Genomic DNA, 26,983 nt, shown 5'->3' with positions numbered 1-26,983 from the left:
GGTGGTCCGGCCGCTATGCGAGGTTGTGGGCCTCCCGCACCACGGTGACGAGCTCGTTCACCACGTCGGTGATGGCGAAGTCCTTGGGGGTGAAGACCCGCGCCACCCCCGACTCGCGGAGCACCTCGGCGTCGTCGGGCGGGATGATGCCGCCGACGACCACCGGCACGTCGGAGAGGCCCTCGGCGCGCAGCCCGGACAGTACCGACGCCACGGCCGCGAGATGGGAACCGGAGAGCACCGACAGGCCCACCAGGTCGACGTCCTCCTCGACGGCCGCGGCGACGATCTGCGCCGGGGTCAGCCGGATGCCCTGGTAGACGACCTCGAAGCCGGCGTCCCGGGCGCGCACCGCGATCTGCTCCGCGCCGTTGGAGTGGCCGTCGAGCCCGGGCTTTCCGACCAGCATGCGCAGGCGGCCGCTGCCGAGCTCGTCCGCGGTCCGCCGGACGCGCTCGCGGACCTGCTCCAGGTGGCCGTCGGCCGTCGGCGGGGACACCGAGGCGGAGAGGCCGGTCGGCGCGCGGTACTCGCCGAAGACCGAGCGCAGCGTGCCCGCCCACTCGCCGGTGGTGACCCCGACGCGCACGCACTCGAGCGTGGCCTCCATGAGGTTGGCCTCCCCGGAGGCCGCCGTCCGCAGCGCGTCCAGGGCGGCGCTCACGTCGCCGCGGGACGCCCGCCACTCGGCGACCGACGCGACCGCCGTGGCCTCGACCGCCGGGTCGATCTGCTCGATGGCCGCGGCACCGGCCGCCATCAGCGGCGACGGCTCGGTCTCGGTGAACCGGTTGACGCCCACCACGACGTCGTCGCCGCGCTCCATGCGGGCCCGGCGCTCGGCGAGCGACGCGACCAGGGAACTCTTGAGGTAGCCGGACTCGACGGCGGCCACCACGCCGCCCATCTCCAGCACCCGGTCCAGCTCCGCGGTCGCGCCGGTGACGATCTCGTCGACCAGCGCCCTCATCACGTGGGAACCCTCGAGCAGGTCCGGGTACTCCAGCAGGTCCGACTCGAACGCCAGCACCTGCTGCATCCGCAGGGACCACTGCTGGTCCCAGGGCCGCGGCAGGCCGAGCGCCTCGTTCCAGGCCGGGAGTTGTACGGCCCGTGCCCGCGCATCACGCGACAGCGTCACCCCCAGCATCTCCAAGACGATCCGCTGGACGTTGTTCTCCGGCTGCGCCTCGGTGAGCCCCAGCGAGTTGACCTGCACGCCGTAACGGAAGCGGCGGGCGGCCGGATCGGTCACGCCGTAGCGGGACTCGGTGATCGACGACCACAGTGTCGTGAAGGCGCGCATCTTCGCCGTCTCCTCGACGAACCGCACCGAGGCGTTGACGAAGAACGAGATCCGCGCGACGACGTCGGCGAAGCGGTCGCCGGGGACCTGGCCGGAGTCGCGCACGGCGTCGAGCACGGCGATCGCGGTCGCCAGGGCGAAGGCGACCTCCTGGACCGGCGTCGCGCCGGCCTCCTGGAGGTGGTACGAGCAGATGTTGACCGGGTTCCACTTCGGGCAGTTGGCCACGGTCCAGGCGATGGTGTCGGTGGTCAGGCGCAGCGACGGCCCGGGCGGGAAGATGTGCGTACCCCGCGACAGGTACTCCTTGACGATGTCGTTCTGCGTGGTGCCGGCCAGCGACTCGATCGGCACGCCGTGCTCGCGCGCGCACGTCACGTACAGCGCCAGCAGCCACATGGCCGTCGCGTTGATCGTCATCGAGGTGTTGGCCCGGCCGAGATCGATGCCATCGACCAGGGTGCGCATGTCACCGAGGTGGGCGATCGGCACACCGACCCGCCCCACCTCACCGCGGGCGAGCTCGGCGTCGGGGTCGTAACCCGTCTGGGTGGGCAGGTCGAAGGCGACCGAGAGCCCCGTCTGACCTTTGGCCAGGTTGCGGCGGAAGAGCGCGTTGGACGCGGTGGCCGACGAGTGGCCGGCGTAGGTCCGCATGACCCACGGGCGGTCGCGCTCTGGGAGCCTCTCTGAAACCATGGGTGAACCTTACTGAACGGTAACTATGGCGCGTGGGTGAAAGTTGTCACCGCGGCTAGGGTGAGTGCCGTGTCGGATGCGATCACCGTGCGCGGGCTGCACAAACGCTACAAGAACGCTGTCGCGGTCGACGGTGTCGACCTACGGGTCCACGACGGCGAGGTGTTCGCGCTCCTCGGCCCCAACGGGGCGGGCAAGACGACCACCGTCGAGATCCTGGAGGGCTTCCGCAGGCGCACCTCGGGCGAGGTGTCGGTGCTCGGCGTCGATCCGCAGCACGGCGACGCGACGTGGCGCTCCCGGGTCGGCGTCGTGCTGCAGAGCACCGGGGAGTTCGACGACCTGACGGCGCGCGAGGTCGTGCGGCATTTCGCGCAGTACTACCCCAAGGCCGACGATCCCGACGCGGTCCTCGCCAGGGTCGGCTTGACGGACAAGCAGAACGACCGCACCCGCGTGCTCTCCGGCGGTCAGAAGCGCCGGCTCGACGTCGCCCTGGGCATCGTCGGCCGTCCGGAGCTGCTGTTCCTCGACGAGCCGACGACGGGCTTCGACCCGGAGGCGCGCCGTGAGTTCTGGGGCCTCATCCGGGACCTGGCCGCCGCCGGCACCACGATCCTGCTCACCACGCACTACCTCGACGAGGCCGAGACGCTGGCGGACCGGGTCGGCGTGCTGGCCGGCGGCAGGCTCATCGCCGTCGACACGCCCGACCGCCTGGGCGACCGGGGCAGCGGCACGGCGACCGTCGGCTGGCTCGGCCCCGACGGGCCCCGGTCCGAGCGGACCGACACCCCGACCGCGGTCGTGACCAGGCTCGCCGCGCAGTTCGGCGGCGAGGTGCCCGGCCTGACCATCACCAGACCCAGCCTCGAGGACGTGTATCTGCGGATGATCGGCGCCGGCGAATGACCGCCCTGCACCTGGGCCTCCTGCGCGGCGGGCTGGAGATCAAGCAGTTCCTGCGCAGCCGCGAGTCGGTGGTGTTCACGCTCGCGTTCCCGCTCCTGCTGCTCGTCCTGTTCGGCGCGATCTTCGAGGACGAGCTCGCGCCCGGCGTGTCGTACACCCAGTACTTCGCCGCCGGCATGCTCGCCGCCGGCCTGCTGTCCACCGGGTTCCAGTCGCTGGCCATCCAGATCCCGATCGAGCGCGAGAAGGGCATCCTCAAGCGCCTGCGCGGCACGCCGATGCCCCGCGTCGCGTACTTCGTCGGCAAGGTCGTGATGGTCCTCGCGATCGGCCTGGCCGAGACGGTGCTCCTGCTGGCCACCGCAGTGCTGCTGTTCGACCTGCCGCTGCCGTCCACGGCCGGCAAGTGGCTGACCTTCGCCTGGGTCGGGGTGCTCGGCATCACCGCCTGCACGCTGTGCGGGATCGCGTTCTCGTCGCTGGCCCGCAGCGGCCGCAGCGGGCCGGCGGTCGCCACCCCGGTCGCGATCGTCCTGCAGTTCATCTCGGGGATCTTCATCCCGTACCAGAACATCCCGGGCTGGCTGCGCGACATCGCGTCGGTGTTCCCGCTGAAGTGGATGTGCCAGGGGATGCGGTCGGTGTTCCTGCCCGACTCGTTCGCCGCGCAGGAGGTCGACGGGGGCTGGCAGCACGGCACGACGGCACTGGTGCTGGGCGCGTGGATCGTGGGCGGGCTGGTGCTGTGCCTGGCGACGTTCCGCTGGACCGACCGCTCATGATCACGCGGGGCTGAAAACCTCAGGGTTGCCGGACCGTTGCCGAACAGTGCAAGGTGACGGGACGGCTGCGCAGGGCGATCCGGCAGGCCGGCACGGCCGGGATCCTGGCGATCGGGCTCGTCGTCGCCCTCGGCCTCGCGGCGTCGTGGCACGCGGCCGGGTCGATCCGCGACGGCCGGCACGAGCGTGCGCTCGCCCTGCTGGACCGCGACACGTCACTCGCGGAGGTCGCCGTCCGCACCGAGATCCATCGGTACCTGGACACGCTGCGCACGGTCGCGGCGGCGCTCGGCGCGCACGAGACCCTCACCTCCGACGACTTCGCCGCCACCACGGCACCGCTGCGCGACGCCGGGCTCGCCGGCGCCACGTCACTCGTCTTCGCGGTCGCCGCGGCGGACGGGCGGATCGCGGAGATCCAGCGGTACTGGCGGGAGCGCGGCGTGACCAACCTCGACCTGCGGGCCGAGGGCAGCGGCCGGGAGCACCTCTTCACGATCTTCTCTCGTCCGCTGGACGGCAACCCGGCGATCGCGGCCGGCGTCGACCTGTCGCAGTCGGCCGAGCCCTCGGCGGCGCTGAACGAGTCGCGGCGGTCGGGCGTGCCCGCCGTGTCGGACACGTACGTGCTGCTGCGCGACCGGGAACTGCCGATCGAGGAGCAGCAGATGTCGTTCGTGATGGCCGCGCCGGTCCTGGGCGTGCCGGACCCGAGCGGCCGGCAGGTGTTCAAGGGCTGGGTGATCCTCGGGCTGCGCGGCCAGGACTTCGCCGGCTGGGTGCTCACCGAGGCGATCCGCGGCCAGGTCGACGGCAGCCTGCTCGCGGCCAACGGCGGAGGGCAGGAGATGCTGGTCGCTTCGCTGCGCCGCGGCCAGGCCACGCGGCCGGACCTGCGGCGCGAGGTGGCGGTCCCGATCGCCAACCGGCAGTGGCGGCTGGTCGTCACCGCCGACTCCGCCGGACTCGGCGGCGGGTCACCGCTGCTGCCGTGGACGGTCGGCGTGGGCGGGACGATGCTCACGCTGCTGGTCGGCGCGATGCTGTGGGCGCTCGCCGGTGCGCGACTGCGGGCCGAGGCCAGGGTCGCGGCCGCCACCGCCGAACTGCGGGAGGCGCAGCGGTCGGCACACCGCCAGGTGGCACTCCTCAACGGCATCCTGGAGCGGATCAGTGACGGCGTGGGGGTGGTGGACGAGGACGGCGCGTTCCTCGTCCACAACCCGGCCGCGAAGGCGATGCTCGGTGTGGACGCCGACATCGACGGCGTGGAGCACTGGCAGGCGCACTACGGCATCTACCGGCCCGACGGCGTCACCCCCTTCCCCGCCGAGGAGCTGCCGCTCGTCCGCGCCCTGGACGGCGAGTCGACGGACCGGGTCGAGATGGTCATCCGCAATCCCGGCCGGCCCGACGGCCTGCTGCTCTCGGTCAGTGGCCGCCCGCTCGACGTCGACGGTCGCCGGGGCGCGATCGCCGTGTTCCACGACGTGACCGCGGCCCGCGAGCGTGAGGCCGAGCTGGCCGCGTACGCCGGGATCGTCGCGCATGACCTGAAGAACCCGCTGACCGTCCTCGCGGCGCACGCCGAGTTGGCGCACGACGCGCTGTCCGAGACGCCGCCCCACGCCCGCGAGGCGCTGCAGAGCATCGACCGGGTCAGCGCGGGCGTGATCCGCATGCGCCGGCTGATCGACGACCTGCTGGCCTACACCACGGCCCGGGACGCGGCGCTGCGCACCCAGCCGATCGGCCTCGCCGAGCTGGTGTCCGAGGTCGTGGCCGAGCGGGTGAACCACCTCGCCGCGCGGCCGGACATCTACGTGGGGCCGCTGCCCGTCGTCGAGGCCGACCCGGCGATGCTGCGGCAGGTGCTCGACAACCTGATCGGCAACGCGTTGAAGTACGTCCACCCGGGTCGGACTCCGAAGATCGACATCAGCGCCGTGGTGGACCGGCCCGGCTGGATCCGGGTCGACGTGGCCGACCGTGGCATCGGCGTGCCCGACGCGGACAAGCCGCGCGTCTTCGAGTCGTTCCACCGGGCGCACGAGGGGCAGCCGTACGGCGGCACCGGGCTGGGCTTGGCCATCTGCCGCCGGGTCGTCGACCGGCACGGCGGCGCGATCACCGTCGCCGACAACCCCGGCGGTGGCAGCCGGTTCAGCTTCACCGTCCCGGCGGCGGTGGACCTCGCGCCGTCCACCGCCGCGCACGACGGCGCCGAGCGTCACGAGTACGTGTAGAAGCCCTTGCCGGTCTTCCGGCCCAGGTCACCCGCGGTCACCATCCGGGCGAGCAGCTCCGGCGGGAAGAACTTCGGGTCGTCGGTGTCGGTGTGGATGTTCTTGGTCGCGTGGTAGAGCACGTCCACGCCGGTCAGGTCGGTCGTCGCCAGCGGGCCCATGGCGTGACCGAAGCCGAGCTTGCAGGCCAGGTCGAGATCCTCGGCGCTGACCACGCCGCTCTCGACGAGTTTGACCGCCTCGACGACCAGGGCCGCGATGAGCCGTGTGGTGACGAAGCCTGCGACGTCGCGGTTGACCACGACGCACGTCTTGCCGATCTCCTCGGCGAAGGCCCGGACGGTCGCCAGCGCCTCGTCGGAGGTCTTGTACCCGCGGACGAGCTCGCAGAGCTTCATGACCGGGACCGGCGAGAAGAAGTGGGTGCCGACGACCCGCTCCGGCCGTTCGACGACCGCCGCGATCTGGGTCACCGGGATGGCGGAGGTGTTCGTCGCCAGTACCGCGTCCGGTTTGCAGATCTTGTCCAGCGCACGGAAGACCTCGTGCTTGACGTCCAGCCGCTCGAACACGGCCTCCACCACGATGTCGGCGTTCGCGGCCGCGTCGAGGTCGGTGGCGGGGTGGATGCGGGCGAGCGCGGCCTCGACGTCGGCCTCGCTGATCGTGCCCTTGCTCGCGAACTTGCCGAGGCTCGCGCGGATGCCGCTGAGACCCCGCTGGACGGCCTCGTCGTTCAGGTCCCGCAGCGTCACCTCCCAACCGGCCTGCGCGGCGACCTGGGCGATACCGGACCCCATGAGCCCCGCTCCGATGACCGCAAGACGACCCGCCATGCTCTCTCTCCTCGGTTTCTTGAACCCAACTCGCTACGCTGCGTTACTCGTCGGTGGCAAACTGTCCACGTGCCCCTCATGTACCTCGCGGGATGGGCCGCCTCCGCCGGCGTGCTCACCGCGCTCGTCTTCATCATCCGGCTGATCAAGGACAGCGGGGCACCCAGTGGCATATCCCTCACACCGTTCCCCACCGACGACTACGGCCTCCTGCGGTCCGTCTCCGTCATCGGCGACCTGGCCTTCGCCCGCGACGTGCGGGACCGCCTCCGGCACAACGGCGTGCGCGCCACCCTGGCGACCGGGCATGACGGGATGGTCCGCGTGCTCGTCTTCGCGGACGAGTTCGACCGAGCCAGACGCCTGATCAACTCCTGACCCACCCACCGCCCCTTCCATGCGTCGATCTTGCACTTGTGGTGCCGTGACACTCCCAACTCGTCCGGGTTTGTCAGGCACCACAGGTGCATGATCGACGCTGTCATTCGGGTTATCGTCAGAAGTCGAACTCGTCGGGCGGGGCCACCGCCCGCTCCACCGCGACGCCCAGTCCCCGCAGGTCCGACTCGAAGCTCGGGTAGCCGCGGTCGATGTGGTGCACGTGGCGGATCTCGGTGACGCCGTCCGCGCACAGACCGGCGATCGCCAGGCCCGCGCCGGCCCGGATGTCGGTCGCGGTGACCGGTGCGCCGGACAGGCGCTCCTTGCCGCGGACCACGGCGTGGTGGCCGTCCGTGCGGATGTCGGCGCCCAGCCGGGACATCTCGTTGATGAACATGAACCGGCCGTCGAAGATGTTCTCGGTGACCAGCGAGGAGCCCTCGCTGACCGACGCCAGGCCGACCGCCATCGGCAGCAGATCGGTCGCGAAGCCCGGATACGGCAGGGTGACGACGTCGACGGCGCGGGGCCGCTCGGCCATCCGCACCCGGAACGAGTCCGGCCCGGTGGTGACCTCGCCGCCGGCGGTGACGACCTTGTCGAGCGCGATCTCCAGGAACCCGGGGTCGATGCCGTGGACGGTCACGTCACCGCGGGTCATCGCCGCGCCGAACGCCCAGGTGCCGGCCACGATCCGGTCGCCGACCGTGCGGTGCACCACGGGGCGCAGCTCGCTGACGCCCCGCACGACGAGGCGGGAACTGCCGGCACCCTCGATGTCGGCGCCCATGTCCGTGAGCATCCGGCAGATGTCGACGATCTCCGGCTCGCGCGCGGCGTTGTCGATCTCGGTGCGGCCGTTGGCCAGCACCGCCGCCATCAGCAGGTTTTCCGTCGCGCCCACGCTGGGGAAGTCGAGCCAGATGGTGGCGCCGTGCAGCTTCGGCGCCGTGGCGATGACGAACCCGTGCTCACCGGAGATGTCCGCACCCATCCGGCGCAGCCCCTCCACGTGCATGTCGAGGCCCCGCGAGCCGATGGCGTCGCCGCCGGGATGGGCGACCCGCACGTGGCCGCAGCGGGCGACCAGCGGGCCGAGCACGCAGATCGAGGCCCGCAGGCGGCGGACGAGATCGTAGTCGGCCTCGGCGCCCAACTGCTCGGGCACGTCGATGACCACCCGGTCGCCGTCCTGCTCGACGTCGCAGCCGAGCCGGCGCAGCACCTCGGCCATGATGGCGATGTCGGTGATGCGCGGCACGTTGGTGAGCACCGACCGGCCGGTCGCCAGGAGCGCTGCCGCCATGAGCTTCAGGGCCGAGTTCTTGGCTCCGACCACGGAGACGTCGCCGTCCAGCCGAGCGCCGCCCACAACACGGATCACGTCCACGTCCGCCATCGTAGGGGCATTCCGTACTGTCGAAGGCATGGCCATTCACCTCACACGCATCTACACCAAGACCGGCGACGCCGGCGAGACGGGACTCGGGGACTTCTCCCGGGTCCCGAAGACACACCCGCGCATCGGCGCCTACGCCGACGTCGACGAGGCGAACGCGGCCATCGGGGTGGCGCTGGCGCTCGGCGACCTGGCCGACGAGGTGCGTGACACGTTGACCGTCGTGCAGAACGACCTCTTCGACGTGGGGGCGGACCTGTGCAACCCGATCACCCCGGAGCCGGCACACCCGCCGCTGCGTGTCACCGAGGCGCAGGTCGAGCGGCTCGAGGCGTGGTGCGACGAGTTCAATCCGCGGCTGCCCAAGCTGGATTCGTTCATCCTGCCCGGCGGCACCCCTGGCGCGGCGCTGCTGCACGTGGCGCGCACGGTGACCCGCCGCGCCGAGCGCAGCGCGTGGACCCTGATGGAGGTGGCGCCGGACACGACGAACCCGGTCGCGTTGCGGTACTTGAACCGCCTCTCCGACCTGCTGTTCATCCTGTGCCGGATCGCCAACCCGGACGGCGACGTGAAGTGGGTCCCGGGCGGCTCCCGCTGACCCCTTGCCGGCGGAAGCCGCTCAGCCGGCGCGGTAGCGGTACGGGCGGGTGTCCGGGGTCGACTCGCCGGGAGGGGCCGCCTCGATCCAGGACAGGAAGCCGGTCAACGCCCGCTCGGCCATCGCGATCTCGACCGGGGACTGCCGGGTGACGCAGCGGACGATGACCCAGTCCGGCGGCAGCACGAGACGCTCGGCGGCATCGGGGGCGCGGCGGCGGTCAACGGCAAGCCCACGTCGGGAAAGCACCCGACGTGGGCCCGGCCAGAAACTGAAGATGCGATACCACCGCAGGTCGTCGCCGGCGAACCTCGCGAGGCCCGCGGACCAGCCACGGCCGGGCACCATGGTGCTCAACCGCACACCGAGCTCGATCGTGCCGCCCCGGCGGGTGATGACCATGCGGCGCAGGAACAGCAGCGCCAACGCGGCGAGCAGGATGAGGACGCCGATCCCGATTGCCTCGACGATCCTCACCTCCGCCGCCTCTGCCTAGTGCGCCGCGGCGGAGGAAGCGGGCGCGCAGCTCTCGGCGAGCACCGTCACCCCTGTCGCGGTGACCGAGAGGAATCCGCCCGAGACGTCGAAGGCGAACTCCTGGCCCGACTGCTTGATGCGCACCTGGCCGGGCTCGGCGAGCTGGCCGAGCAGCGGAGCGTGTCCGGGGAGCACACCGAGCTCGCCCTCGGTCGTGCGGGCGACGATCATGTCAGCGTCGCCGGACCACACCTTTTCCTCGACGGCTACGAGCTCGACGTGCAGTTGCCTCGCCACGCTAGTTACTCCTCGTGTGCGCAATTCGGTTTGGACGAGTCTAGTCAATGATCCGGGCGATCGAGCAGTGGCCCTCGCCACGTTGGCACAACAGCCCAGGAACGGATTCAGCGCGCTGCCGCGGGATTGACCGGGGCGACTACCCGACGTGAGTTTCCACTACCTCAGAGCGTGACGCACGTCACCGACTAGCGGGGGCAATCGCTGAAATTTTCCACCGCGGGTGTTGCTTTGGCACAAGGCGATCCCGCGGAACGAGAGAAGGCGCGGACCCGCCGGGTCCGCGCCTTCTCCTGGGTCGCTGGAGCGGCCGGTCAGCCTTTCATGAGCTCGTGCGCGTTGCGCTCGAGATCCTCAAGGCCACCGCACATGAAGAAGGCCTGCTCGGGGAAGCTGTCGTATTCACCCTCACTGATCTTCTTGAATGCCTCGATCGTCTCCTTGAGCGGAACCGTCGAGCCGGGAACGCCGGTGAACTGCTCCGCCGCGTAGGTGTTCTGCGACAGGAACCGCTCGATGCGCCGCGCCCGGGCCACCGTCACCTTGTCCTCTTCGGACAGCTCGTCCATACCGAGGATGGCGATGATGTCCTGGAGGTCCTTGTACTTCTGCAGGATCCGCTGCACCTCGCGGGCGACCCCGTAGTGCTCGGCGCCGACGAACTCCGGCGCGAGGATGCGCGAGGAGGACGCCAGCGGGTCGACGGCGGGGTAGATGCCCTTGTCCGAGATCGACCGCTCGAGGTTGGTCGTCGCGTCCAGGTGGGCGAACGTGGTGGCGGGCGCCGGGTCGGTGTAGTCGTCGGCGGGCACGTAGATCGCCTGGAGCGAGGTGATGGCCTTGCCCCGGACGGAGGTGATGCGCTCCTGGAGCTGACCCATCTCGTCGGCCAGGGTCGGCTGGTAACCCACGGCGCTCGGCATACGGCCGAGCAGCGTCGACACCTCGGAGCCGGCCTGGGTGAACCGGAAGATGTTGTCGATGAAGAGCAGCACTTCCTGGTTTTGCACGTCGCGGAAGTACTCCGCCATGGTCAGCGCGGCCAGCGCGACCCGCAGCCGGGTGCCCGGCGGCTCGTCCATCTGGCCGAAGACCAGAGCGGTCTTGTCCAGGACGTTACCTTCGGCCATTTCCAGGATGAGGTCGTTGCCCTCACGGGTCCGCTCGCCGACGCCGGCGAACACCGAGGTGCCACCGAAGTTCCGGGCGACCCGGATGATCATCTCCTGGATGAGCACCGTCTTGCCCACGCCGGCGCCACCGAAGAGGCCGATCTTCCCACCGCGCACATACGGCGCGAGGAGGTCGAGCACCTTGATGCCGGTCTCCAGCATCTCGGTCTTCGGCTCCAGCTCCGCGAACTCGGGCGGCGGGCGGTGGATCTCCCAGCGCTCGTTGATCTCGAGCGTCGACTCGTCGGCGTTGAGCACCTCGCCGAGGGCGTTGAACACGTGGCCCTTGGTGATGTCGCCGACCGGCACCGAGATGCCGGCGCCGGTGTCGCGCACCTCGGCGCCGCGGACCAGGCCGTCGGTAGGCTGCATGGAGATGGCGCGCACCATGTTGTCGCCGAGGTGCTGGGCAACCTCGAGCGTCAGCTTCTTCGTGCCCTCGGCGAGGACCACGTCGACATGGAGCGCGTTGTAGATTTCGGGCATGGCGTCACGCGGGAACTCGGCGTCGACGACCGGGCCGATGACCCGGACCACGCGGCCGACCGCGGTCTTCGTGTCTGCTGGTGCAGTCATCACACATCACTTCCCGCCGCCGCCAGCGCGTTGGCGCCGCCGACGATCTCACTGATTTCCTGGGTGATCGCCGCCTGCCGAGCGGAGTTCATCTCGCGGGTGTACCGCTTGAGCAGGTCGTCGGCGTTGTCGGAGGCGCTCTTCATGGCGCGTCGGCGGGCGGCCGACTCGCTGGCCGCCGAGTCCAGCAGCGCCGCGAAGATCCGCGTGTTGATGTACTTCGGCAGCAGCGCGTCCAGTAGCTGCTCCGCCTCGGGCTCGAACTCGTAGGCCGGCAGCGGCCCGCTGACCTCCTGCTCCTTGACCTCCATCGGCGCGACGATCCGCGCGACGGGAGTCTGGGTCATGAGGGAGCGGAACTGCGTGTGGACCATGTGGAGCTCGTCGATGCCGAGGATGCCGTCGGCGCCCGGGCCGTCGATCGAGTCGTCGGCGCCGTTGACGAACGCCTGGATCAGCGTCTCGCCGATCTCGCTGGCGTTGTCGTACCGCGGCTGCTCGGAGAAGCCGGTCCAGCTCCCCGCGATCTCGCGGCCGCGGAACCGGTAGTAGGCCACGCCCTTTCGTCCGGCGATGTAGAGGGCGACCTGCTTGCCGTCCTCCCGCAGGCGGGCGATCAACTGCTCACACGTGCGGATCGCGTTGGCGTTGTAGCCGCCGCACAGTCCGCGGTCGCTGGTGACCAGCAGGACACCGGCCCGGTGGACCGTGGTCCGGGGCACGAGCAGCGGGTGGTCGACGTTGGTGTTGGTCGCCAGTGCCGTCAGCACGCCCGTGATCGCCTCGGCATACGGCAGCGAAGCGGCGACCCGCTCCTGCGCCTTGCCGATGCGGCTCGTGGCGACGAGCTCCTGCGCCTTGGTGATCTTCTTGGTCGACTTGACCGTGCGGATCTTCCGGCGCAGTGCTTGTACCTGACCGGCCATGGCTCAGCCCGACTTCCGGACCTGGCGGGTGACGGTCTCGCGATCCTGCTCACCCTCCAGCGCCTTGGCCGGCGCCTCGTTGAGGTGCACCTCGTCCGCCTTGGTGGAGAACACCTGCTTGAAGCTCTTCACGGCCTCGGTGAGGCTGTTGACCGTCTCGTCGTCGAGATCCTTGGTCTCGGCGATCTTGATCAGCAGCTCCTTGCGGTTGCCGCGGAGGTACTGCAGCAGCTCCGACTCGAACCGGCGGATGTCGGAGACCGGGACGTCGTCGAGCTGACCGGTGGTGCCGGCCCAGATCGAGATGATCTCCTCCTCGACCGCGAACGGCGAGTACTGGGGCTGCTTGAGCAGCTCGACCAGGCGGGCGCCCTTCTCCAACTGGGCCCGCGACGCCTTGTCCAGGTCGGAGGCGAACGCCGAGAACGCCTCGAGCTCGCGATACTGCGCCAGGTCCAGACGCAGGCGGCCGGCGACCTTGCGCATGCCCTTGACCTGCGCGGAACCACCGACGCGGGACACCGAGGTGCCGACGTTGATGGCCGGGCGGACGCCCTGGTTGAACAGGTCGGACTCGAGGAAGATCTGGCCGTCGGTGATCGAGATGACATTCGTCGGGATGTAGGCCGAGATGTCGTTGGCCTTCGTCTCGATGATCGGCAGACCCGTCATCGAGCCACCGCCGAGCTCGTCGGAGAGCTTCGCGCAGCGCTCCAGCAACCGGGAGTGCAGGTAGAAGACGTCACCCGGGTAGGCCTCACGGCCCGGCGGGCGGCGCAGCAGCAGCGACACGGCGCGGTACGCCTCGGCCTGCTTGGTCAGGTCGTCGAAGACGATGAGGACGTGCTTGCCGCCGTACATCCAGTGCTGGCCGATGGCCGAACCGGCGTAGGGGGCGAGGTACTTGAAGCCGGCCGGGTCGGACGCGGGCGAGGAGACGATGGTGGTGTACTCCATCGCGCCCTGCTCCTCCAGGATTCCGCGCGTGGCGGCGACCGTGGAGGCCTTCTGGCCGATGGCGACGTAGATGCAGCGGACCTGCCGCTTCGGGTCGCCGGACTGCCAGTTGTCCCGCTGGTTGATGATCGTGTCGAGCGCGACGGTCGTCTTGCCCGTCTTGCGGTCACCGATGATCAACTGGCGCTGGCCCCGACCGATGGCGGTCATGGCGTCGATCGCCTTGATGCCCGTCTGCAGGGGCTCCTTCACCGGCTGGCGGGCCATGACGTTGGGCGCCTGGAGCTCCAGCTCGCGGAGGCCCTCGTTGACGATCTCGCCACGGCCGTCGATCGGCTCGCCGAGCGGGTTGACCACGCGGCCGAGGAAGGCGTCACCGACCGGGACCGAGAGCACCCGGCCGGTCCGCTTGACCTGCTGGCCCTCCTCGATGCCCTCGAACTTGCCGAGGACGACGACACCGATCTCGCGGACGTCGAGGTTGAGCGAGACGCCGAGCGTGCCGTCCTCGAACTCGAGCAGCTCGTTGGCCATCGTCGAGGGCAGGCCCTCGACCTGGGCGATACCGTCGCCGGCGTAAGAGACGACGCCGACCTCCTCGCGGGAGATCCGTGATTCAACGGACGAGACGTAGCGCTCGAGTGCGCCCCGAATGTCGTCCGAGGAGATGGTCAGCTCGGCCATCCTCAACCTTCTATCTGTGTATCAAGCTTCGGGGATTGGATTATTTGGCGAGCGCCGTGCGGGCCTCGGCGAGGCGGCGCGCGACCGTGCCGTCATAGAGGTCGGAGCCGACCTTGACCCGCATGCCTCCGATAACGCGCGGATCAATGTCGATCTTCAGGGAGACTCCTCGACCGTACAGCGCGGCGAGCCGGCCAGCCAGGCGATCCTCTTCCTCAGCGGTCAGCGGGATCGCGGTGGTCACGTGCGCCACCGACCGGTCGCGCTTGGCGGCGGCCAGCTCGACGAGACGGGACAGCGAACTGTCGACCCCACGGCCGCCGAACCCGGCCAGCGCCAGCAGCGCGAGGCTCAGTGTCGCCGGCTTGACCTTGCCGTCGAGCAGGTCACGGACCAGCTCCTGGCGGGAGGCCAGCGGTGCGGTCGAGTCGGCGAGCGCTGCGGCGAGCCGCGGGTCGCCGGAGGCGACCTGCCCGAAGCGGAAGAGCTCGTCCTCCACGTCGGCCAGCTCCCCGGCCTTGTCGGCGGCGGAGAGCAGCGCGTCGACGCCGAGCCGCTCGACGCCGTCGAGCAGCGCGCCCGGGCCGGACCAGCGACCGCTCACCAGGGCGGAGAGCAGCGCGACCGTCTCGTCGCTCACCTTCCCGGACAGGATCGAGCTGACCAGCCCGCTGCGGTCCGCAGCGGCGCGGGCCGGGTCGGCCAGGGCCCGGCGCAGCCGCGGCTCGCGCCGGAGCAGGTCGGCGGCGGCGAGGATCTCCTCGGCCACCGAACTGATCTGCTGCACGCCAGCGCTCGCCGAGAACTCGGCGAGCTTGTCGGCGGCGGCCCCGTAGGCCTCCCGGTTGATCGCATCCATCAACGCCGCCCGGCGGCACCGGCCGCGTCCGCGTCGCCGATCTCCCGCAGGAACCGCTCGACGGTGCCCCGCCGGCGCGCTTCCTCCTCCAGCGACTCCCCGACGATCCGGCCGGCCAGGTCGACCGCGAGCGAGCCGACCTCGGCCCGCAACTGGCGGACGATGGTCTGCCGCTCGGTCTGCAGGGCATCCCGGCCCGCCGCGATGATGCGGTCGCTCTCCTCGCGGGCCTTCGCGAGGATGTCCTCGCGGATCCCCGTCGCGTCGGCGCGCGCTTCGTCACGGATGCGAGCCGCCTCGGTGCGAGCCTCGGCCAACTGCTCCTTGTACTGCTGGAGCAGCCGATTCGCCTCGGCCTGCGCCTCCTCGGCACGCTTGATCCCGCCCTCGATCGCGTCCACCCGTGCCCGGAAGGTCTCCTCCATACGCGGGAAGACGAGCTTCATCAGCACGAAGCACAGGATCGCGAAGGCGACGAGGCCGACGACGATCTCCTGCCAGATCGGAATGATCGGGTTGTGTTCTGCCTCTGCGGCGTAGAACAGCATTGGGAAACCTCCCGCTTTCGTGGTGGATGAGGGCGGGAGGACTAGCTACGGAACACGAAGCCGAAGGCGATACCCAGCAGGGCGAGCGCCTCGACCACGGCGAAGCCGAGGAACATGTACGTACGGGTCAGACCGGCCGACTCGGGCTGGCGGGCGGTGGCCTGGATGTACGAGGCGAAGACGATACCGACGCCGATGCCAGGGCCGATGGCGGCGAGGCCGTAACCGATGGCGCTGAGGCTACCGCTGACTTCTGCCAGGGTCATGGTGTGTTTCCTCCTGAGATCTCGCGTGACGATCACGCGGGACAACTGAAAAAGGTGGTGCCGTTCGCTTTCGAGGCTCGAAGCGGGGGTCGGCTCAGTGCTCCTCGGCCAGCGTGCCGGCGAGGTAGTTGGCCGTCAGAAGCGTGAAGACGTATGCCTGCAGGGCGGCGACCAGCAGCTCGAAGAACGTGAGCAGGATGGTCATGCCCCAGGAGATCACTGAGATCGGCTTGAGGAAGAGGCTCTCCGCGTTGAGCAGCGCGAAGCCGCCCAGGGTGAACACCAGCAGCAGCATGTGGCCGGCGAACATGTTGGCGAAGAGACGGAGGGCGAGCGTGGCCGGCTGGAGAATGAACGCCTGCAGCGCCTCGATCGGCAGCAGCAGCGGCTGCATGAACCACGGGGCGGGCAGCACGGTGGCGTGCTTCAGATAGCCGAGGAAGCCGTGCTTCTTGACGCCCTGGTAGAGGTACAGGGCGTAGGTACACAGCGCCAGCATGAGCGGAAACGCGATGTGTGCCATCGGTGAAACCTGGATGAACGGCACGATCGCGAAGACGTTGGCGACCAGGATGAAGCAGAACAGCGAGGCCAGGTAGGGCGCGAACCGCAGCCCCTCGTGGCCGATGACGTCCTTGGCGACGCCCTCACGCACGAACCCGTAGACGGACTCGGCGAGCCACTGCTTCTTGGTCGGAACGAGCTTGGGGTTGCGGTACGACACCAGGAAGAAGATCAGGACGATGGCAACGGCGAGCCAGATGAACAGAGTGAACTTGCTCAGCCAGGGGCCGATGTCCCCGATGTTCGGGGGGAAGATGTCGTTCACGCTCGGCGGGAACGGCGCCTCCGCCAAAACCAGACCGCTCACCACGTCCCTTTCGATATCGAAACCATCGGTGGATCAGGCACCGAGGCGCTTGACCACCAGATAGATGCCGCCTGCCGCACCGAGCACACATCCGATGGCGGTGGCGATGCCACCGGCGTTGAGCCACCGGTCGACCAGCCAACCAATGAAGCCCCACACGGCAATGCCCGAGATGAGGTATCCGACGGCGACCCAACCCTCGTTGGCTCCACTCGATCCGGATTGCTTGGGAGTCTGGTTACCGGCCATGACGCGGTGACCATATCAGCCGGTCGGAAACACCTGTGCGTCGACCCCCGCGTGCTGCTCGCGCGGGGGTTGCTGTGGGTCCAAGGCCATCAACCGGCGGCCGTCAACGTTACTACGCCCGACGCTCGGTGGACGTCAACTACACGACCGATACCTGAGTAAATGTTGCGCACGGTCACCCCCACCGGCTCTGCGGACAGTCCAGCTTAACAATGCGTATGGCAGAGATGACCGTGCGCAACACCACAATCGCTTTTTTCGTGATTTAGCCGCTATCGCCGCCAGCAAGCCGCCGACGCCTCGTCGCAGAGTGCGAACAGCACGACGGTGCGCCCGTTCGCTATCACCACCGCGCGTCACGGCACCCGTCGGCCGCTCCGTCGCGCATCGATCTTGCAGTTGTGGTGCCTGACAAACCCGGGCATTCAGGGAGTGTCCCGGCACCACAACTGCAAGATCGACGCGGGCTTGGGGGCGCTAGAGCTCGACGTACGGGATCTTGGCGCGCCACACCCACACGGCGTGGGCCGCCATCCACACCACGACCGCGGCGATGACCAGGGCGCCCATCCAGCTCAGGCCGGTCCAGCCGGAGCCGCCGACGAACCACATGGCGACGCCGATCACGGCGAACTTCAGCACGTAGGTGGCCAGGGCCACCGGCATGAGCAGGTGTCGAGCCTTGAGGTCGGTCCAGGCGACGACGAGGCCGGAGACCACATAGCTGGCGGTGACGAGGGCCACGCCGGCGACCGCGCCGGCCGCGCCCGCGCCGCCGTCCCGCCACAGCGCGAGCGGCACGGTCACCACGAGCAGCGCCGCCATCGCGATCAGTCCGGCGGGCAGGTGCCGCAGTCGCTTCCTCACAACGGTGCAGGATACGCCGGGAACCGCCCGACCAGTTCCGACACCCGCTCGCCGACCCGCTCACCGCGCACCGCGGCCGCGATCAGGCCGGCGATCTCCCGCATCTCCGGCTCCTTCATGCCCTGGGTGGTCACCGAGGGGGTGCCCACCCGGATGCCGGACGCGGTCATCGGCTTCTCCGGGTCGTACGGGATGGCATTCTTGTTGAGCGTGATCCCGTTCGCGTCGCACAGCTCCTCCGCCTCCCGGCCGGTGACCTGGAGCGCACGCAGGTCGATGAGGGCCAGGTGGGTGTCGGTGCCGCCGGAGACGGGGCGCATGCCCTCGGCGGCCAGCCCGGCGGCGAGCTCACGGGCGTTGGCGACCACCTGCCGCGCGTAGTCGGCGAACCGCGGCTGCGCCGCCTCCTTGAGCGCGACCGCCTTCGCGGCCACGACGTGCATCAGCGGGCCGCCCTGGGTGAACGGGAAGACCGCCTTGTCGATGCGCTGGGCGAGCGACTCGCGGCACAGGATCATGCCGCCGCGCGGGCCGCGCAGGACCTTGTGCGTGGTGAAGCAGACCACGTCGGCGTAGGGCACCGGCGACGGGACGGCCTTGCCCGCGACGAGCCCGATGAAGTGCGCCGCGTCGACCATGAGGTAGGCGCCGACCTCGTCGGCGATCTCGCGGAACCGCGCGAAGTCGATGAGCCGCGGGTAGGCGGTCGCCCCACAGATGATCATCTTGGGCCGGTGGGCGAGCGCGAGGTCGCGAACCTCGTCGTAGTCGATGAGCTCGTCATCCTTGCTCACCGGGTAGCCGACCGTGTTGAACCACTTGCCGGAGAAGTTGACCTTGCTGCCGTGGGTCAGGTGGCCACCGTGCGGCAGCTCCATCGCCAGCACCGTGTCGCCCGGCACGAGCAGCGCGGCATAGGCGGCCAAGTTGGCGCTCGCGCCGCTGTGCGGCTGCAGGTTGGCGTGCTCGGCGCCGAACAGCGCCTTGGCCCGCTCGATCCCCAGTTCCTCGGCGCGGTCCACCTGGCCGCAGCCACCGTAGTACCGCCGGCCGGGATACCCCTCGGCGTACTTGTTGGTCAGCGTCGAGCCGAGCGCGGCCAGCACCGCCGGGGACGTGAAGTTCTCGCTCGCGATCAACTGCAACCCGCCGCGGAGGCGTTGCAGCTCGTCGAGGACGACGTCGGCGATCTCCGGATCGGTATCGCGGAGTGCTTCGAAGTCCGGACCCCAGTACGTGTCGCCCATGAATCGCAGTCTAGGTGGCGACGGCTCAGGGTAAGCATGAAGTCATGCGATGCCTGGTGACCGGCGCGACCGGCTACGTCGGGGGTCGGCTGGTCCCGCGCCTGCTGGCCGCCGGCCATGAGGTGCGCTGCCTGACCCGCGACCCGCGCCGGCTGCGTGACGTGCCGTGGGCCGGCAAGGTCGAGATCGTCGCCGGCGACGTGGCCTCCGAGGAGGGCCTCGCCGCGGCCATGCGGGGCATCGAGGTCGTGTACTACCTGGTGCACGCCCTCGGCCGGGCCGCGTTCGAGGACGTCGACCGGGAGAGCGCGCTGAACGTGGTGATCGCGGCGCGCGACGCCGGCGTCCAGCGCATCGTCTACCTCGGCGGGCCGGTGCCCGGCGAGCGGGCGTCCGCGCACCTGCGCTCGCGGGGCGAGGTCGGCGACATCTTCCTGCGCAGCGGGGTGCCGACCGTGGTCTTCCGGGCCGCGGTGATCATCGGGTCCGGCTCGGCGTCGTTCGAGATGCTGCGGTACCTCACCGAGCGCCTGCCGGTCATGGTGACCCCGAAGTGGGTCCGCAACCGCATCCAGCCGATCGCCATCCGCGACGTCCTGCGCTACCTGGTCGCCGCCGCCGAGGTGTTCCCGCCGCGGGTCAACCGGGCGTTCGACATCGGCGGGCCGGACGTCCTCACGTATGCCGACATGATGCAGCGGTACGCGAAGGTCGCCGGCCTGCGCCGCCGCGTCCTGCTGCCGATTCGCGTCCTGACGCCGTGGCTCTCGTCGCACTGGGTGGGCCTGGTGACGCCGGTGCCGAACCGGATCGCCCGCCCGCTGGTCGGCAGCCTGATCCACGAGGCGGTCTGCCGCGAGCACGACATCGCCGGCTACGTGCCGGATCCGCACGACGGGCTGACCGGGTTCGACCTCGCCGTACACCTGGCGCTCCGGAAGGTCCGGGACGCCGAGGTGGAGACCCGCTGGGCCAACGCCGTCCTGCCGGGCGCGCCGAGCGACCCGCTGCCCACCGATCCTGACTGGTCGGGCGGCAGCGTGTACCGCGACGAGCGCTCCCACCGCGTCGCCGTGCCTCCGGACCGGGTCTGGCGGGTCATCGAGGCGATCGGCGGCGAGAACGGCTGGCACTCGTTCCCGCTCGCCTGGTCGGTGCGCGGCTGGCTCGACCGCGCGGTCGGCGGTGTCGGCCTGCGCCGCGGCCGGCGGGACCCGCACCGGCTCTACGTCGGCGAGGCGCTGGACTTCTGGCGGGTCGAGGAGATCGTTCCCGGCGAGCTGCTGCGCCTGCGCGCCGAGATGAGGCTGCCGGGCCGCGCCTGGCTGGAGATGCGCGTGGTCGGCGACGGCTCGGGCGGCACCGTCTACGAGCAGCGCGCGGTCTTCCTGCCGAAGGGCCTGGCCGGCCACGCCTACTGGTGGTCGGTCGCGCCGTTCCACGCGTTCGTCTTCGGCGGCATGGCCCGCAACATCGCAAGGACCGCCACCCGCCCCGCCAAGTCGCGTTGATCATGCACTTGTGGTGCCTGACAAACCGGGCATCTTGGGAGTGTCGCGGCACCACGAGTGCATGATCAACGCGACTTGGCGGGGTGGTGGAACAGGGCGGCGGACAGGGGGCGGGTGACGGCGTGGACCTCGTCGGCCACGCGGCTGAAGTACGCGTCCGGCCGCCCCCACGGGTCGTCCAGGTCGTCCTCCGGCAGCGGCGCGCGGTCCGCCCTGGCCCGGTCGACCGCCTCGACGAGCGCCACCCCGCGCGCATGGACGCCGTCCGCGTCGCGGCCGGCCGGCGGGAGCGCGGCCAGGTCGACCTCCCGCAGCAGGCGGCCGAACTCGCCGAAGACGAACGTGCGTGCCGCCGCGTCGGGCCGCAGCTCACGGATGAAGTCGACCTGCTCGCCGGTCGCCGTCAGGACCAGGTCGGACGCGTCGACGTGCTCGGCGAGCAGCTTGCGGGCCCGAAAGTCGGTGACGTCACCGCCGCGGGCCAGCACCTGCTTGGCGGCCTGCGGGTCCATCGGTTCCCCCACGTGCCACCCGCCGGTCCCGGCCCCGTGCACGTAGAGCAGGTCCGACGACGCCCCGAGCGCGAGCGCGTCGGCGACGAGCAGCCGCTCCGCCATCGGCGACCGGCAGATGTTGCCCATGCAGACGCACAGGACGCTGAAGGGTGACGACATGACGGCAAGCCTACGGGGCAGCGATAGCATGGCGGTCCGTGACCACGTTCGAAGCGCTCGCGCACAGCCCCGCCAAACTGCTGTCCTTCGGCGCCGCCGCCAGGGTCGCCGACCATCTGCGCCGGGGCGGGCTCGCGGTCCTGCCGACCGAGACCGGCTATCTGGTCGCTGCCCTGGCGACGGACGAGCGGGCCGTCGAGAAGGTCTTTCGGGCCAAGGGCCGCAGCCTCGACAACCCGATGCACGTGGCGTGCGGATCGCTGCGCATGGCCCACGAGTTCGCCCGGCTCGACGAGGTGGCCGACCGGCTCGTCCGGGCGTTCACGCCGGGTCCGCTGACGGTGGTGGTACCGCAGAGCGGTCGCCTGCCGGACCGGCTCGTCACCCTCAACGGCACCGTCGGGGTGCGGGTCCCCGATCACCCGGCGACCCTCCAGGTCGTCGACCTGCTCGGCGCGCCCGTCACGGCGACCAGCCTCAACCGGTCCGGCGAGGAGAGCGCGCCGCTGGACTTCGACTTCCTGCCCGAGCTGGACTGGTCCGGCGAAGAGGTCGTGCCGGTGCTGGAGGACAAGACCTCGATCACCCACAGCAAGGCCTCGACGCTGGTCCGGCTGACCGGCGACGGCTTCGAGGTGCTCCGGCAGGGTCCGGTGACGCTCGAGGAGATCAAGGCCGTCGCCGGCTGACGTGCCCGGCCGGCTCCGCTCAGGCGGCGGCCGGGTCCTCGATCTCGGGCACGACCTCGCGGAGCTGGTCCAGGTCGATGCCGCCGAGGCGCACCGCGCGCATGCGGTTCGCGGTGACGTCGACGATGGTGCTCGTGACGTTGTCGAGCTCGGCGGGCGTGCTCAGGTAGACGCTCACCGCATAACCGAGCTGGTCGCGGGCCTCCTCCGCGGTCTGCGGCAGCGGCTGACCGACCTTGTTCGCCGAGGAGACCGCCATCGGGCCCGTCTCGCGCAGCACCTCCAGCGCGATCGGGTGCAGCGGCATGCGAACGGCCACGGTGCCGTCGTCGCTGCCCAGGTCCCACTGCAGGCTCGGGGCGTGCTCGACCACGATGGTCAGGGCGCCCGGCCAGAACGCGTCGACGAGGTCGCGGGCCGCCTGTGGCAGGCCGAACACCAGCCCGTCGAGGGTGTGCCGCGACCCGACCAGCACCGGCACCGGTGCCGTGCGTCCCTTGGCGTTGTTGAGCGCGGTGACTGACCACGACTTGAAGGCGTCGGCGCCGATGCCGTAGATGGTGTCGGTCGGCATGACGATCAGGTCGCCCCGCTGCACCGCCTCGATGGCTGCGGCGATGCCGCGCTCGCGCTCGGCTAGCTGGCTGCAGTCGTAGAGCATCACGATCGCTAGTCTGCCAGGCGTTCCCGGGATGCGGCCCGCCCGGTCAGGCCGGGAGCCGCGCCGTGGTGAACCGGGGGCGACCGGCCAGATCCCGGTGGTCGGCGACCTCGGTGAAGCCGGCCTCGCGCAGCAGCGCGGGCAGGGTCTCGCCCTGGGTGTCGTCGTGCTCGATCGCCAGGACGCCGCCGGGACGGAGCAGCGCCGCCGCGCGGCGGGCGATGCCGGCCATCAGGTCCATGCCGTCCCGGCCCCCGAACACCGCCTCGTGCGGATCGTGGTCGCGCACCTCGACGTCGACCGGGGCATCCTCCGGCACGTAGGGCGGATTGCACAGGACCAGGTCGGCCGCGCCATCGACATCGGACAGCACCGTCGGGTCGGTCGCGTCGCCGCGCACCACACGCACCGACGGCGCCAGCCGGGTCGCGTTGCGGCGCAACCAGTCCAGCGCTTTCGCCGACGCCTCCACGGCGTAGACGTCGGCGTCCGGCCGGGCCCGGGCGACCGCGATCGCGATCGCGCCCGAACCGCTGCACAGGTCGACGACCGTGCGGCCCGGGTGCCGCAGCGCCCATTCGACGAGCAGCTCCGTCTCGAACCGCGGGATGAAGACGCCCGGGCCGACCAGGAGCTCGAACCCGAAGAACGGCGCTTCCCCGGTCAAATGCTGCAAGGGCACACGGGTGGCGCGCAGCAGTACCAACCGGTCGAACTCGGCCGCCTGCTCGGTGGCGAACCGGGGTGCGGTCAGGAGGCGGGCGCGCGGAATGCCCAGAACGTGCGCCGCCAGCAGTTCCGCGTCGACCCGTGGCGAAGCGACACCGGCGCGGGCCAGGACCCGGGCCGCGCCGGCGATCGCCGCGGACGGCGTGGGCAACCCGCGTTCCGGCATGTCATCTTCGAGGCTGTGCACCCCATAATCATGAGGCGCGCCGAAAGGGGGTTCCGATGGCGGTTGCCGACCGCACGTCGGAGTTGACGCGCGCTCGCCGGCTGATCTTCCAGGATCACCTGGGCGAGGCGATGGCGGTCGTCGACCGGGTGCTGGCCGACGACCAGTCCCCGCACGACCGTGTCGAGGCGCTGACGCTCCGGCTCATCGCGCTGATCAACATGGGCCGGTCGGCCGACTATCCGGCCGCGCTCGACGCCGGGCTGGCGGCGGCCAGCCAGGTGCAGGACCCCGCCCAATACGGCGAGTTGCAGGCGCTGGCCGCCATCGTGGCCTTGCGCGCCGGTTCGCTGGACCGCTGTGCGCGGGCGCTGGTGCACGGCTCACGCGCGCTCGGCGCCGTCGAGCTCACCGACGAGACGACCGCCTGGGGCTGGCACAACCTCGCGATGGCGTATTCGTACACGGGGTTTCACGGTCACGCACTGGCCGCCATGGAGCGGGCCCGCGAGGTGGCCGTCGAGGTCGGCTCGCCGACCGCCAACACCGACTTCGCCGCGCCGCAGATCCGGCTGCGGCTCGCCGTCGACCTCGACCACCGCGGCGACAGCGAGGGGTGTCAGCGGATCCTGCGCGACATCGTGCACGACCTGGAGCGCAAGCAGAAGGATAACGAGGTCGACAGGCTCCGGCCGATCGCCCGCGGCGCCATGGGCTACGCGATCGTCCGCATGGGCACGCTGGGCACGGTCCGGTCCGGGATCGAGGCATGGCCGCTGCTCGAATCCGGCGGCATGTCGACCCGGGCCCGCGACCTGCGCACCCTCGGGGCGGTCTGCCAGGCGATCGCCGAGCGCCGCCCGATCGAGGCGGTCGCGCGGCTGGAGACCGCCGACGTCAGCGAGGACTCCCTCGGCGGCGCCGAGCTGCACCGCCTGCGCGCCCTGGCGCACCTGGGCGCCGCCGACTACCGGCTGGCCTACCACGCCGACCGCAGCTCGTTCCGGGTCGCGGTGGCCCAGCTCGACCGGCTCCGCGACCTGTTCGTCGAGGGTGTCGCCGCCCTGCTCGACCACGAGGACATGGTGCGGCGGATCGACTTCCACCGGGGCGAGGCGCAGACCGACCCGCTCACCGGCCTGCCCAACCGCCGCTACCTCGAGGAGCACGTCGCCAAGCTGTTCGAGACCGGCGGCCGCGCGGTGCTGGGCGTGCTCGACCTCGACGGGTTCAAGGAGGTCAACACCGTCCACGGCCACCTCTCCGGCGACCTGGTCCTGCAGCGCTTCGCCGGGGTCCTCAACCGTGTGATGCGCAAGGGCGACTTCGTGGCGCGCTACGGCGGTGACGAGTTCGTGGTGGTTCTGCCGACGACGAGCGCCGGCGAGGCGAGGGAGATCGCCCGCCGGATCGGGGCAGCGGTGGCGGCAGAGGACTGGCAGTCACTGGTGCCGGGCACCCCGGTGGGCGTGACCATCGGCTGGGCCGGCCTGTCGGGCGAGCACTTCGACAGCGTGGCCGAGGCGTTCGAGGCGGCCGACCACGCCATGCTCCGCGCCAAGGCCCCGAGGCCCCGCGCGGCGTCCTGAGCACCGGCGGGTCAGTTGGCCCGCGACAGCAGCACGCGGGCGTTCTCCTCGCGGATGCGGGCACGCTCCTGGTCGGCGCACACCGCCGCCCACGCGTTGGCCTTCGCCGTCGGCATCCGCTCCGCGCCGAGCACGGAACGGCCGACCTTGTAGATCAGCTCGGCGGCCGTGCTCACGACGGCGCGTGGGGCTGCGGACAGGTCGACAGGCGACGACGACGGCATGGCATCCCTCCGGGTGGCGTCGATGGAATAGCGGCGGTCACAATCAGTACGATCTCCGTCCGGCACGAAACGCTACCGGAGTCCAGCGTCCCGCCGCACGGTTTCGATGATGTGACGTCCGCGTTAGACCCGCATCACCCTCTGCTGAGCTGGTCCTCGCCCGCGAGCCGCGCCTTGCGGTCCGCCTCGGCCAGCGCGTCCAGCACACCGTCGAGATCACCCGCGAGGGCCAGATCCAGGTTGTACGCGGTGTAACCGATCCGATGGTCGGATATCCGATTCTGCGGGAAGTTGTACGTGCGGATCCGCTCCGACCGGTCAACGGTACGCACCTGCGAGCGCCGCGCGTCGCCGGCCGCGGCGGCCGCCTGCTCCTCGGCGAGCGCGACCAGCTTGGCCTTGAGCATCCGCAGCGCGCGGTCCTTGTTCTGCAACTGGGAGCGCTCGTTCTGGCAGGACACGACGATCCCGGTCGGCAGGTGGGTGATGCGGACCGCCGAGTCGGTGGTGTTGACGCTCTGCCCGCCCGGGCCGGAGGAGCGGAACACGTCGACGCGCAGGTCGTTGGGGTCGATCTCGATCTCGCCGGTCTCCTCGGCCTCCGGGGTCACGAGCACGCCGGCGGCGGAGGTGTGGATGCGGCCCTGCGACTCGGTGGCCGGCACCCGCTGGACGCGGTGCACGCCGCCCTCCCACTTGAGCCGCGACCAGACGCCGTTGCCGCCGTCGGGGATGCCGCGGGTCTTGACGGCGACCGCCACATCCTTGAAACCACCCAGATCGGACTCCTGGGAGTCGAGCATCTCGGTGGCCCAGCCGTGCCGTTCGGCGTACCGGAGGTACATCCGCAGCAGGTCGCCGGCGAAGAGCGCGGACTCCTCGCCGCCCTCCCCCGCCTTGATCTCGAGGATGACGTCCTTGGCGTCGTTGGAGTCGCGGGGCGCGAGCAGCTCGGCGAGCCGCTCCTCGAGCGCCGGGATGCGGGCCTCCAGCTCCTCGGCCTCACCGTTGAACGCCGGGTCCTCGGCGGCCAGCTCACGGGCGGCGTCGAGGTCCTGCCTGGTCTGGTCGAGCTCGCCCGCCGTCTTGGCGATCGGGGACAGTTCGGCGAAGCGCCGGCCGGTCTTGCGGGCCAGCGCCTGGTCGGCGTGGATGCCGGGATCGGCGAGCTTCTGCTCGAGCTCCTGGTACTCCGCCAGGAGCGTGGCGAGCCTGCTGTCGGTGCTCATGTCCCCTCGGGTCCCTACGAACAAATCGGGTGAAACGAAGCCGGCGCCCGCTCCGGTCCCGTGCACACGGGCGGAGCGGGCGCCGGAAGCGTCGCTACTTGGCGGCCTGCTTGGCCTGGACCTTCGCGTACTTCTGCTGGAACTTCGCGACCCGGCCAGCGGTGTCGAGGACGCGCTGCTTGCCCGTGTAGAACGGGTGGCAGACGGAGCACGTCTCCACGTGGATCGTGCCGCCCTTGGCGGTGCTGCGGGTGGTGAACGAGTTGCCGCAGGAGCAGGTGACCTCGGTGGTCACGTACTCCGGGTGAATGTCCGGCTTCATGGCCGCGGTCCTTTCGCTAATCGGTCGCCGG

Annotated in this window: 29 protein-coding genes; 8 read left to right on the top strand and 21 right to left on the bottom strand. The window is 70.6% G+C overall.

Annotated features, from left to right (window positions below; all coding sequences use genetic code 11):
• Positions 1 to 13 precede the first annotated feature (13 nt).
• Positions 14 to 2,005: a protein meaA gene (locus Drose_RS07275; RefSeq protein WP_260727418.1), complete on the bottom strand. Its 1,992-nt coding sequence runs from the start codon at positions 2,003 to 2,005 to the stop codon at positions 14 to 16.
• 69 nt (positions 2,006 to 2,074) lie between these two features.
• Between Drose_RS07275 and Drose_RS07270 the strand changes: the two genes are divergently transcribed.
• Genes Drose_RS07270 through Drose_RS07260 form a run of 3 tightly spaced genes read left to right on the top strand, consistent with a single transcriptional unit; the run spans position 2,075 to position 5,945 of the window.
• On the top strand, positions 2,075 to 2,917 hold the full coding sequence (locus Drose_RS07270; protein WP_260727417.1) for an ABC transporter ATP-binding protein: 843 nt from the start codon (positions 2,075 to 2,077) through the stop codon (positions 2,915 to 2,917).
• A complete protein-coding gene (locus tag Drose_RS07265; RefSeq protein WP_260727416.1) occupies positions 2,914 to 3,699 on the top strand; it encodes an ABC transporter permease in 786 nt (261 codons plus the stop codon). The genes Drose_RS07270 and Drose_RS07265 overlap by 4 nt, the downstream gene beginning before the upstream one ends.
• A 53-nt stretch (positions 3,700 to 3,752) precedes the next feature.
• On the top strand, positions 3,753 to 5,945 hold the full coding sequence (locus tag Drose_RS07260; RefSeq protein ID WP_260727415.1) for an ATP-binding protein: 2,193 nt from the start codon (positions 3,753 to 3,755) through the stop codon (positions 5,943 to 5,945).
• On the opposite strand, the gene Drose_RS07255 is transcribed toward Drose_RS07260, so the two are convergent.
• Positions 5,930 to 6,781, bottom strand: coding sequence for a 3-hydroxyacyl-CoA dehydrogenase family protein (locus Drose_RS07255; RefSeq protein ID WP_260727414.1), 852 nt, complete (start codon positions 6,779 to 6,781; stop codon positions 5,930 to 5,932). The genes Drose_RS07260 and Drose_RS07255 overlap by 16 nt on opposite strands.
• A gap of 69 nt (positions 6,782 to 6,850) precedes the next feature.
• Between Drose_RS07255 and Drose_RS07250 the strand changes: the two genes are divergently transcribed.
• On the top strand, positions 6,851 to 7,159 hold the full coding sequence (locus Drose_RS07250; RefSeq protein WP_260727413.1) for a hypothetical protein: 309 nt from the start codon (positions 6,851 to 6,853) through the stop codon (positions 7,157 to 7,159).
• 118 nt (positions 7,160 to 7,277) lie between these two features.
• Here Drose_RS07250 and murA read toward each other — a convergent pair whose 3' ends face one another.
• The gene (gene murA, locus Drose_RS07245) at positions 7,278 to 8,561 is read right to left on the bottom strand and encodes a UDP-N-acetylglucosamine 1-carboxyvinyltransferase (RefSeq protein ID WP_260727412.1); all 1,284 of its coding nucleotides are present in this window, start codon (positions 8,559 to 8,561) and stop codon (positions 7,278 to 7,280) included.
• A 28-nt stretch (positions 8,562 to 8,589) separates the two neighbouring features.
• Here murA and Drose_RS07240 point away from each other — a divergent pair, with 28 nt between their 5' ends.
• A complete protein-coding gene (locus tag Drose_RS07240) occupies positions 8,590 to 9,162 on the top strand; it encodes a cob(I)yrinic acid a,c-diamide adenosyltransferase (protein ID WP_260727411.1) in 573 nt (190 codons plus the stop codon).
• 21 nt (positions 9,163 to 9,183) lie between these two features.
• Here Drose_RS07240 and Drose_RS07235 read toward each other — a convergent pair whose 3' ends face one another.
• The 12 genes from Drose_RS07235 to Drose_RS07180 all read right to left on the bottom strand — a co-directional run bounded on the left by Drose_RS07235 (position 9,184) and on the right by Drose_RS07180 (position 19,158).
• A complete protein-coding gene (locus Drose_RS07235) occupies positions 9,184 to 9,639 on the bottom strand; it encodes a DUF2550 domain-containing protein (protein WP_260727410.1) in 456 nt (151 codons plus the stop codon).
• A gap of 15 nt (positions 9,640 to 9,654) precedes the next feature.
• Positions 9,655 to 9,936, bottom strand: coding sequence for a F0F1 ATP synthase subunit epsilon (locus Drose_RS07230; protein ID WP_260727409.1), 282 nt, complete (start codon positions 9,934 to 9,936; stop codon positions 9,655 to 9,657).
• A 314-nt stretch (positions 9,937 to 10,250) separates the two neighbouring features.
• Positions 10,251 to 11,684, bottom strand: a complete 1,434-nt coding sequence (atpD, locus tag Drose_RS07225; protein ID WP_260727408.1) for a F0F1 ATP synthase subunit beta — start codon at positions 11,682 to 11,684, stop codon at positions 10,251 to 10,253.
• Positions 11,684 to 12,610: a F0F1 ATP synthase subunit gamma gene (locus Drose_RS07220; protein WP_260727407.1), complete on the bottom strand. Its 927-nt coding sequence runs from the start codon at positions 12,608 to 12,610 to the stop codon at positions 11,684 to 11,686. Before Drose_RS07220 ends, atpD begins: the two co-directional genes overlap by 1 nt.
• A gap of 3 nt (positions 12,611 to 12,613) precedes the next feature.
• Positions 12,614 to 14,251 carry a F0F1 ATP synthase subunit alpha gene (gene atpA, locus Drose_RS07215; RefSeq protein WP_260727406.1) on the bottom strand — a complete coding sequence of 546 codons (1,638 nt, stop codon included), beginning with the start codon at positions 14,249 to 14,251 and terminating at the stop codon, positions 12,614 to 12,616.
• 40 nt (positions 14,252 to 14,291) lie between these two features.
• Positions 14,292 to 15,113 (bottom strand): F0F1 ATP synthase subunit delta, encoded by an 822-nt coding sequence (locus Drose_RS07210; protein ID WP_260727405.1) that lies wholly within the window; start codon positions 15,111 to 15,113, stop codon positions 14,292 to 14,294.
• Positions 15,110 to 15,655 carry a F0F1 ATP synthase subunit B gene (locus Drose_RS07205; protein WP_260729630.1) on the bottom strand — a complete coding sequence of 182 codons (546 nt, stop codon included), beginning with the start codon at positions 15,653 to 15,655 and terminating at the stop codon, positions 15,110 to 15,112. Before Drose_RS07205 ends, Drose_RS07210 begins: the two co-directional genes overlap by 4 nt.
• 44 nt (positions 15,656 to 15,699) lie before the next feature.
• Complete coding sequence (atpE, locus tag Drose_RS07200; RefSeq protein ID WP_260727404.1) at positions 15,700 to 15,924, bottom strand: ATP synthase F0 subunit C; 225 nt, start codon at positions 15,922 to 15,924, stop codon at positions 15,700 to 15,702.
• Between the two features lie 94 nt (positions 15,925 to 16,018).
• The gene (atpB, locus tag Drose_RS07195) at positions 16,019 to 16,795 is read right to left on the bottom strand and encodes a F0F1 ATP synthase subunit A (protein ID WP_260727403.1); all 777 of its coding nucleotides are present in this window, start codon (positions 16,793 to 16,795) and stop codon (positions 16,019 to 16,021) included.
• A 33-nt stretch (positions 16,796 to 16,828) separates the two neighbouring features.
• Complete coding sequence (locus tag Drose_RS07190; protein ID WP_260727402.1) at positions 16,829 to 17,044, bottom strand: AtpZ/AtpI family protein; 216 nt, start codon at positions 17,042 to 17,044, stop codon at positions 16,829 to 16,831.
• Between the two features lie 477 nt (positions 17,045 to 17,521).
• Complete coding sequence (locus tag Drose_RS07185) at positions 17,522 to 17,911, bottom strand: hypothetical protein (RefSeq protein ID WP_260727401.1); 390 nt, start codon at positions 17,909 to 17,911, stop codon at positions 17,522 to 17,524.
• The gene (locus Drose_RS07180; protein ID WP_260727400.1) at positions 17,908 to 19,158 is read right to left on the bottom strand and encodes a serine hydroxymethyltransferase; all 1,251 of its coding nucleotides are present in this window, start codon (positions 19,156 to 19,158) and stop codon (positions 17,908 to 17,910) included. The genes Drose_RS07185 and Drose_RS07180 overlap by 4 nt, the downstream gene beginning before the upstream one ends.
• Before the next feature lie 44 nt (positions 19,159 to 19,202).
• Between Drose_RS07180 and Drose_RS07175 the strand changes: the two genes are divergently transcribed.
• Positions 19,203 to 20,669, top strand: a complete 1,467-nt coding sequence (locus tag Drose_RS07175) for an SDR family oxidoreductase (protein ID WP_260727399.1) — start codon at positions 19,203 to 19,205, stop codon at positions 20,667 to 20,669.
• Positions 20,670 to 20,734: 65 nt separating this feature from the next.
• Here the strand turns inward: Drose_RS07175 and Drose_RS07170 are convergent, their stop codons facing one another.
• Complete coding sequence (locus tag Drose_RS07170) at positions 20,735 to 21,343, bottom strand: arsenate reductase/protein-tyrosine-phosphatase family protein (RefSeq protein ID WP_260727398.1); 609 nt, start codon at positions 21,341 to 21,343, stop codon at positions 20,735 to 20,737.
• 38 nt (positions 21,344 to 21,381) lie between these two features.
• Here Drose_RS07170 and Drose_RS07165 point away from each other — a divergent pair, with 38 nt between their 5' ends.
• Positions 21,382 to 22,032 (top strand): L-threonylcarbamoyladenylate synthase, encoded by a 651-nt coding sequence (locus tag Drose_RS07165; protein WP_260727397.1) that lies wholly within the window; start codon positions 21,382 to 21,384, stop codon positions 22,030 to 22,032.
• Between the two features lie 19 nt (positions 22,033 to 22,051).
• Here Drose_RS07165 and Drose_RS07160 read toward each other — a convergent pair whose 3' ends face one another.
• Both Drose_RS07160 and prmC read right to left on the bottom strand, forming a co-directional pair.
• Positions 22,052 to 22,693, bottom strand: a complete 642-nt coding sequence (locus Drose_RS07160) for an L-threonylcarbamoyladenylate synthase (RefSeq protein ID WP_260729629.1) — start codon at positions 22,691 to 22,693, stop codon at positions 22,052 to 22,054.
• Between the two features lie 46 nt (positions 22,694 to 22,739).
• On the bottom strand, positions 22,740 to 23,588 hold the full coding sequence (gene prmC, locus Drose_RS07155; protein WP_260729628.1) for a peptide chain release factor N(5)-glutamine methyltransferase: 849 nt from the start codon (positions 23,586 to 23,588) through the stop codon (positions 22,740 to 22,742).
• Between the two features lie 56 nt (positions 23,589 to 23,644).
• Between prmC and Drose_RS07150 the strand changes: the two genes are divergently transcribed.
• The gene (locus Drose_RS07150) at positions 23,645 to 25,177 is read left to right on the top strand and encodes a GGDEF domain-containing protein (protein WP_260727396.1); all 1,533 of its coding nucleotides are present in this window, start codon (positions 23,645 to 23,647) and stop codon (positions 25,175 to 25,177) included.
• Positions 25,178 to 25,188: 11 nt separating this feature from the next.
• Here the strand turns inward: Drose_RS07150 and Drose_RS07145 are convergent, their stop codons facing one another.
• The 3 genes from Drose_RS07145 to rpmE all read right to left on the bottom strand — a co-directional run bounded on the left by Drose_RS07145 (position 25,189) and on the right by rpmE (position 26,952).
• Positions 25,189 to 25,401, bottom strand: a complete 213-nt coding sequence (locus tag Drose_RS07145; protein WP_260727395.1) for a hypothetical protein — start codon at positions 25,399 to 25,401, stop codon at positions 25,189 to 25,191.
• 134 nt (positions 25,402 to 25,535) lie between these two features.
• Positions 25,536 to 26,630, bottom strand: a complete 1,095-nt coding sequence (prfA, locus tag Drose_RS07140) for a peptide chain release factor 1 (protein WP_260727394.1) — start codon at positions 26,628 to 26,630, stop codon at positions 25,536 to 25,538.
• Between the two features lie 94 nt (positions 26,631 to 26,724).
• The gene (rpmE, locus tag Drose_RS07135; RefSeq protein WP_260727393.1) at positions 26,725 to 26,952 is read right to left on the bottom strand and encodes a 50S ribosomal protein L31; all 228 of its coding nucleotides are present in this window, start codon (positions 26,950 to 26,952) and stop codon (positions 26,725 to 26,727) included.
• Positions 26,953 to 26,983 lie beyond the last annotated feature (31 nt).

This window comes from Dactylosporangium roseum (assembly GCF_025264685.1).
Lineage (GTDB): Bacteria > Actinomycetota > Actinomycetes > Mycobacteriales > Micromonosporaceae > Dactylosporangium > Dactylosporangium roseum.
This window is presented reverse-complemented; position numbering and strand designations above follow the sequence as displayed.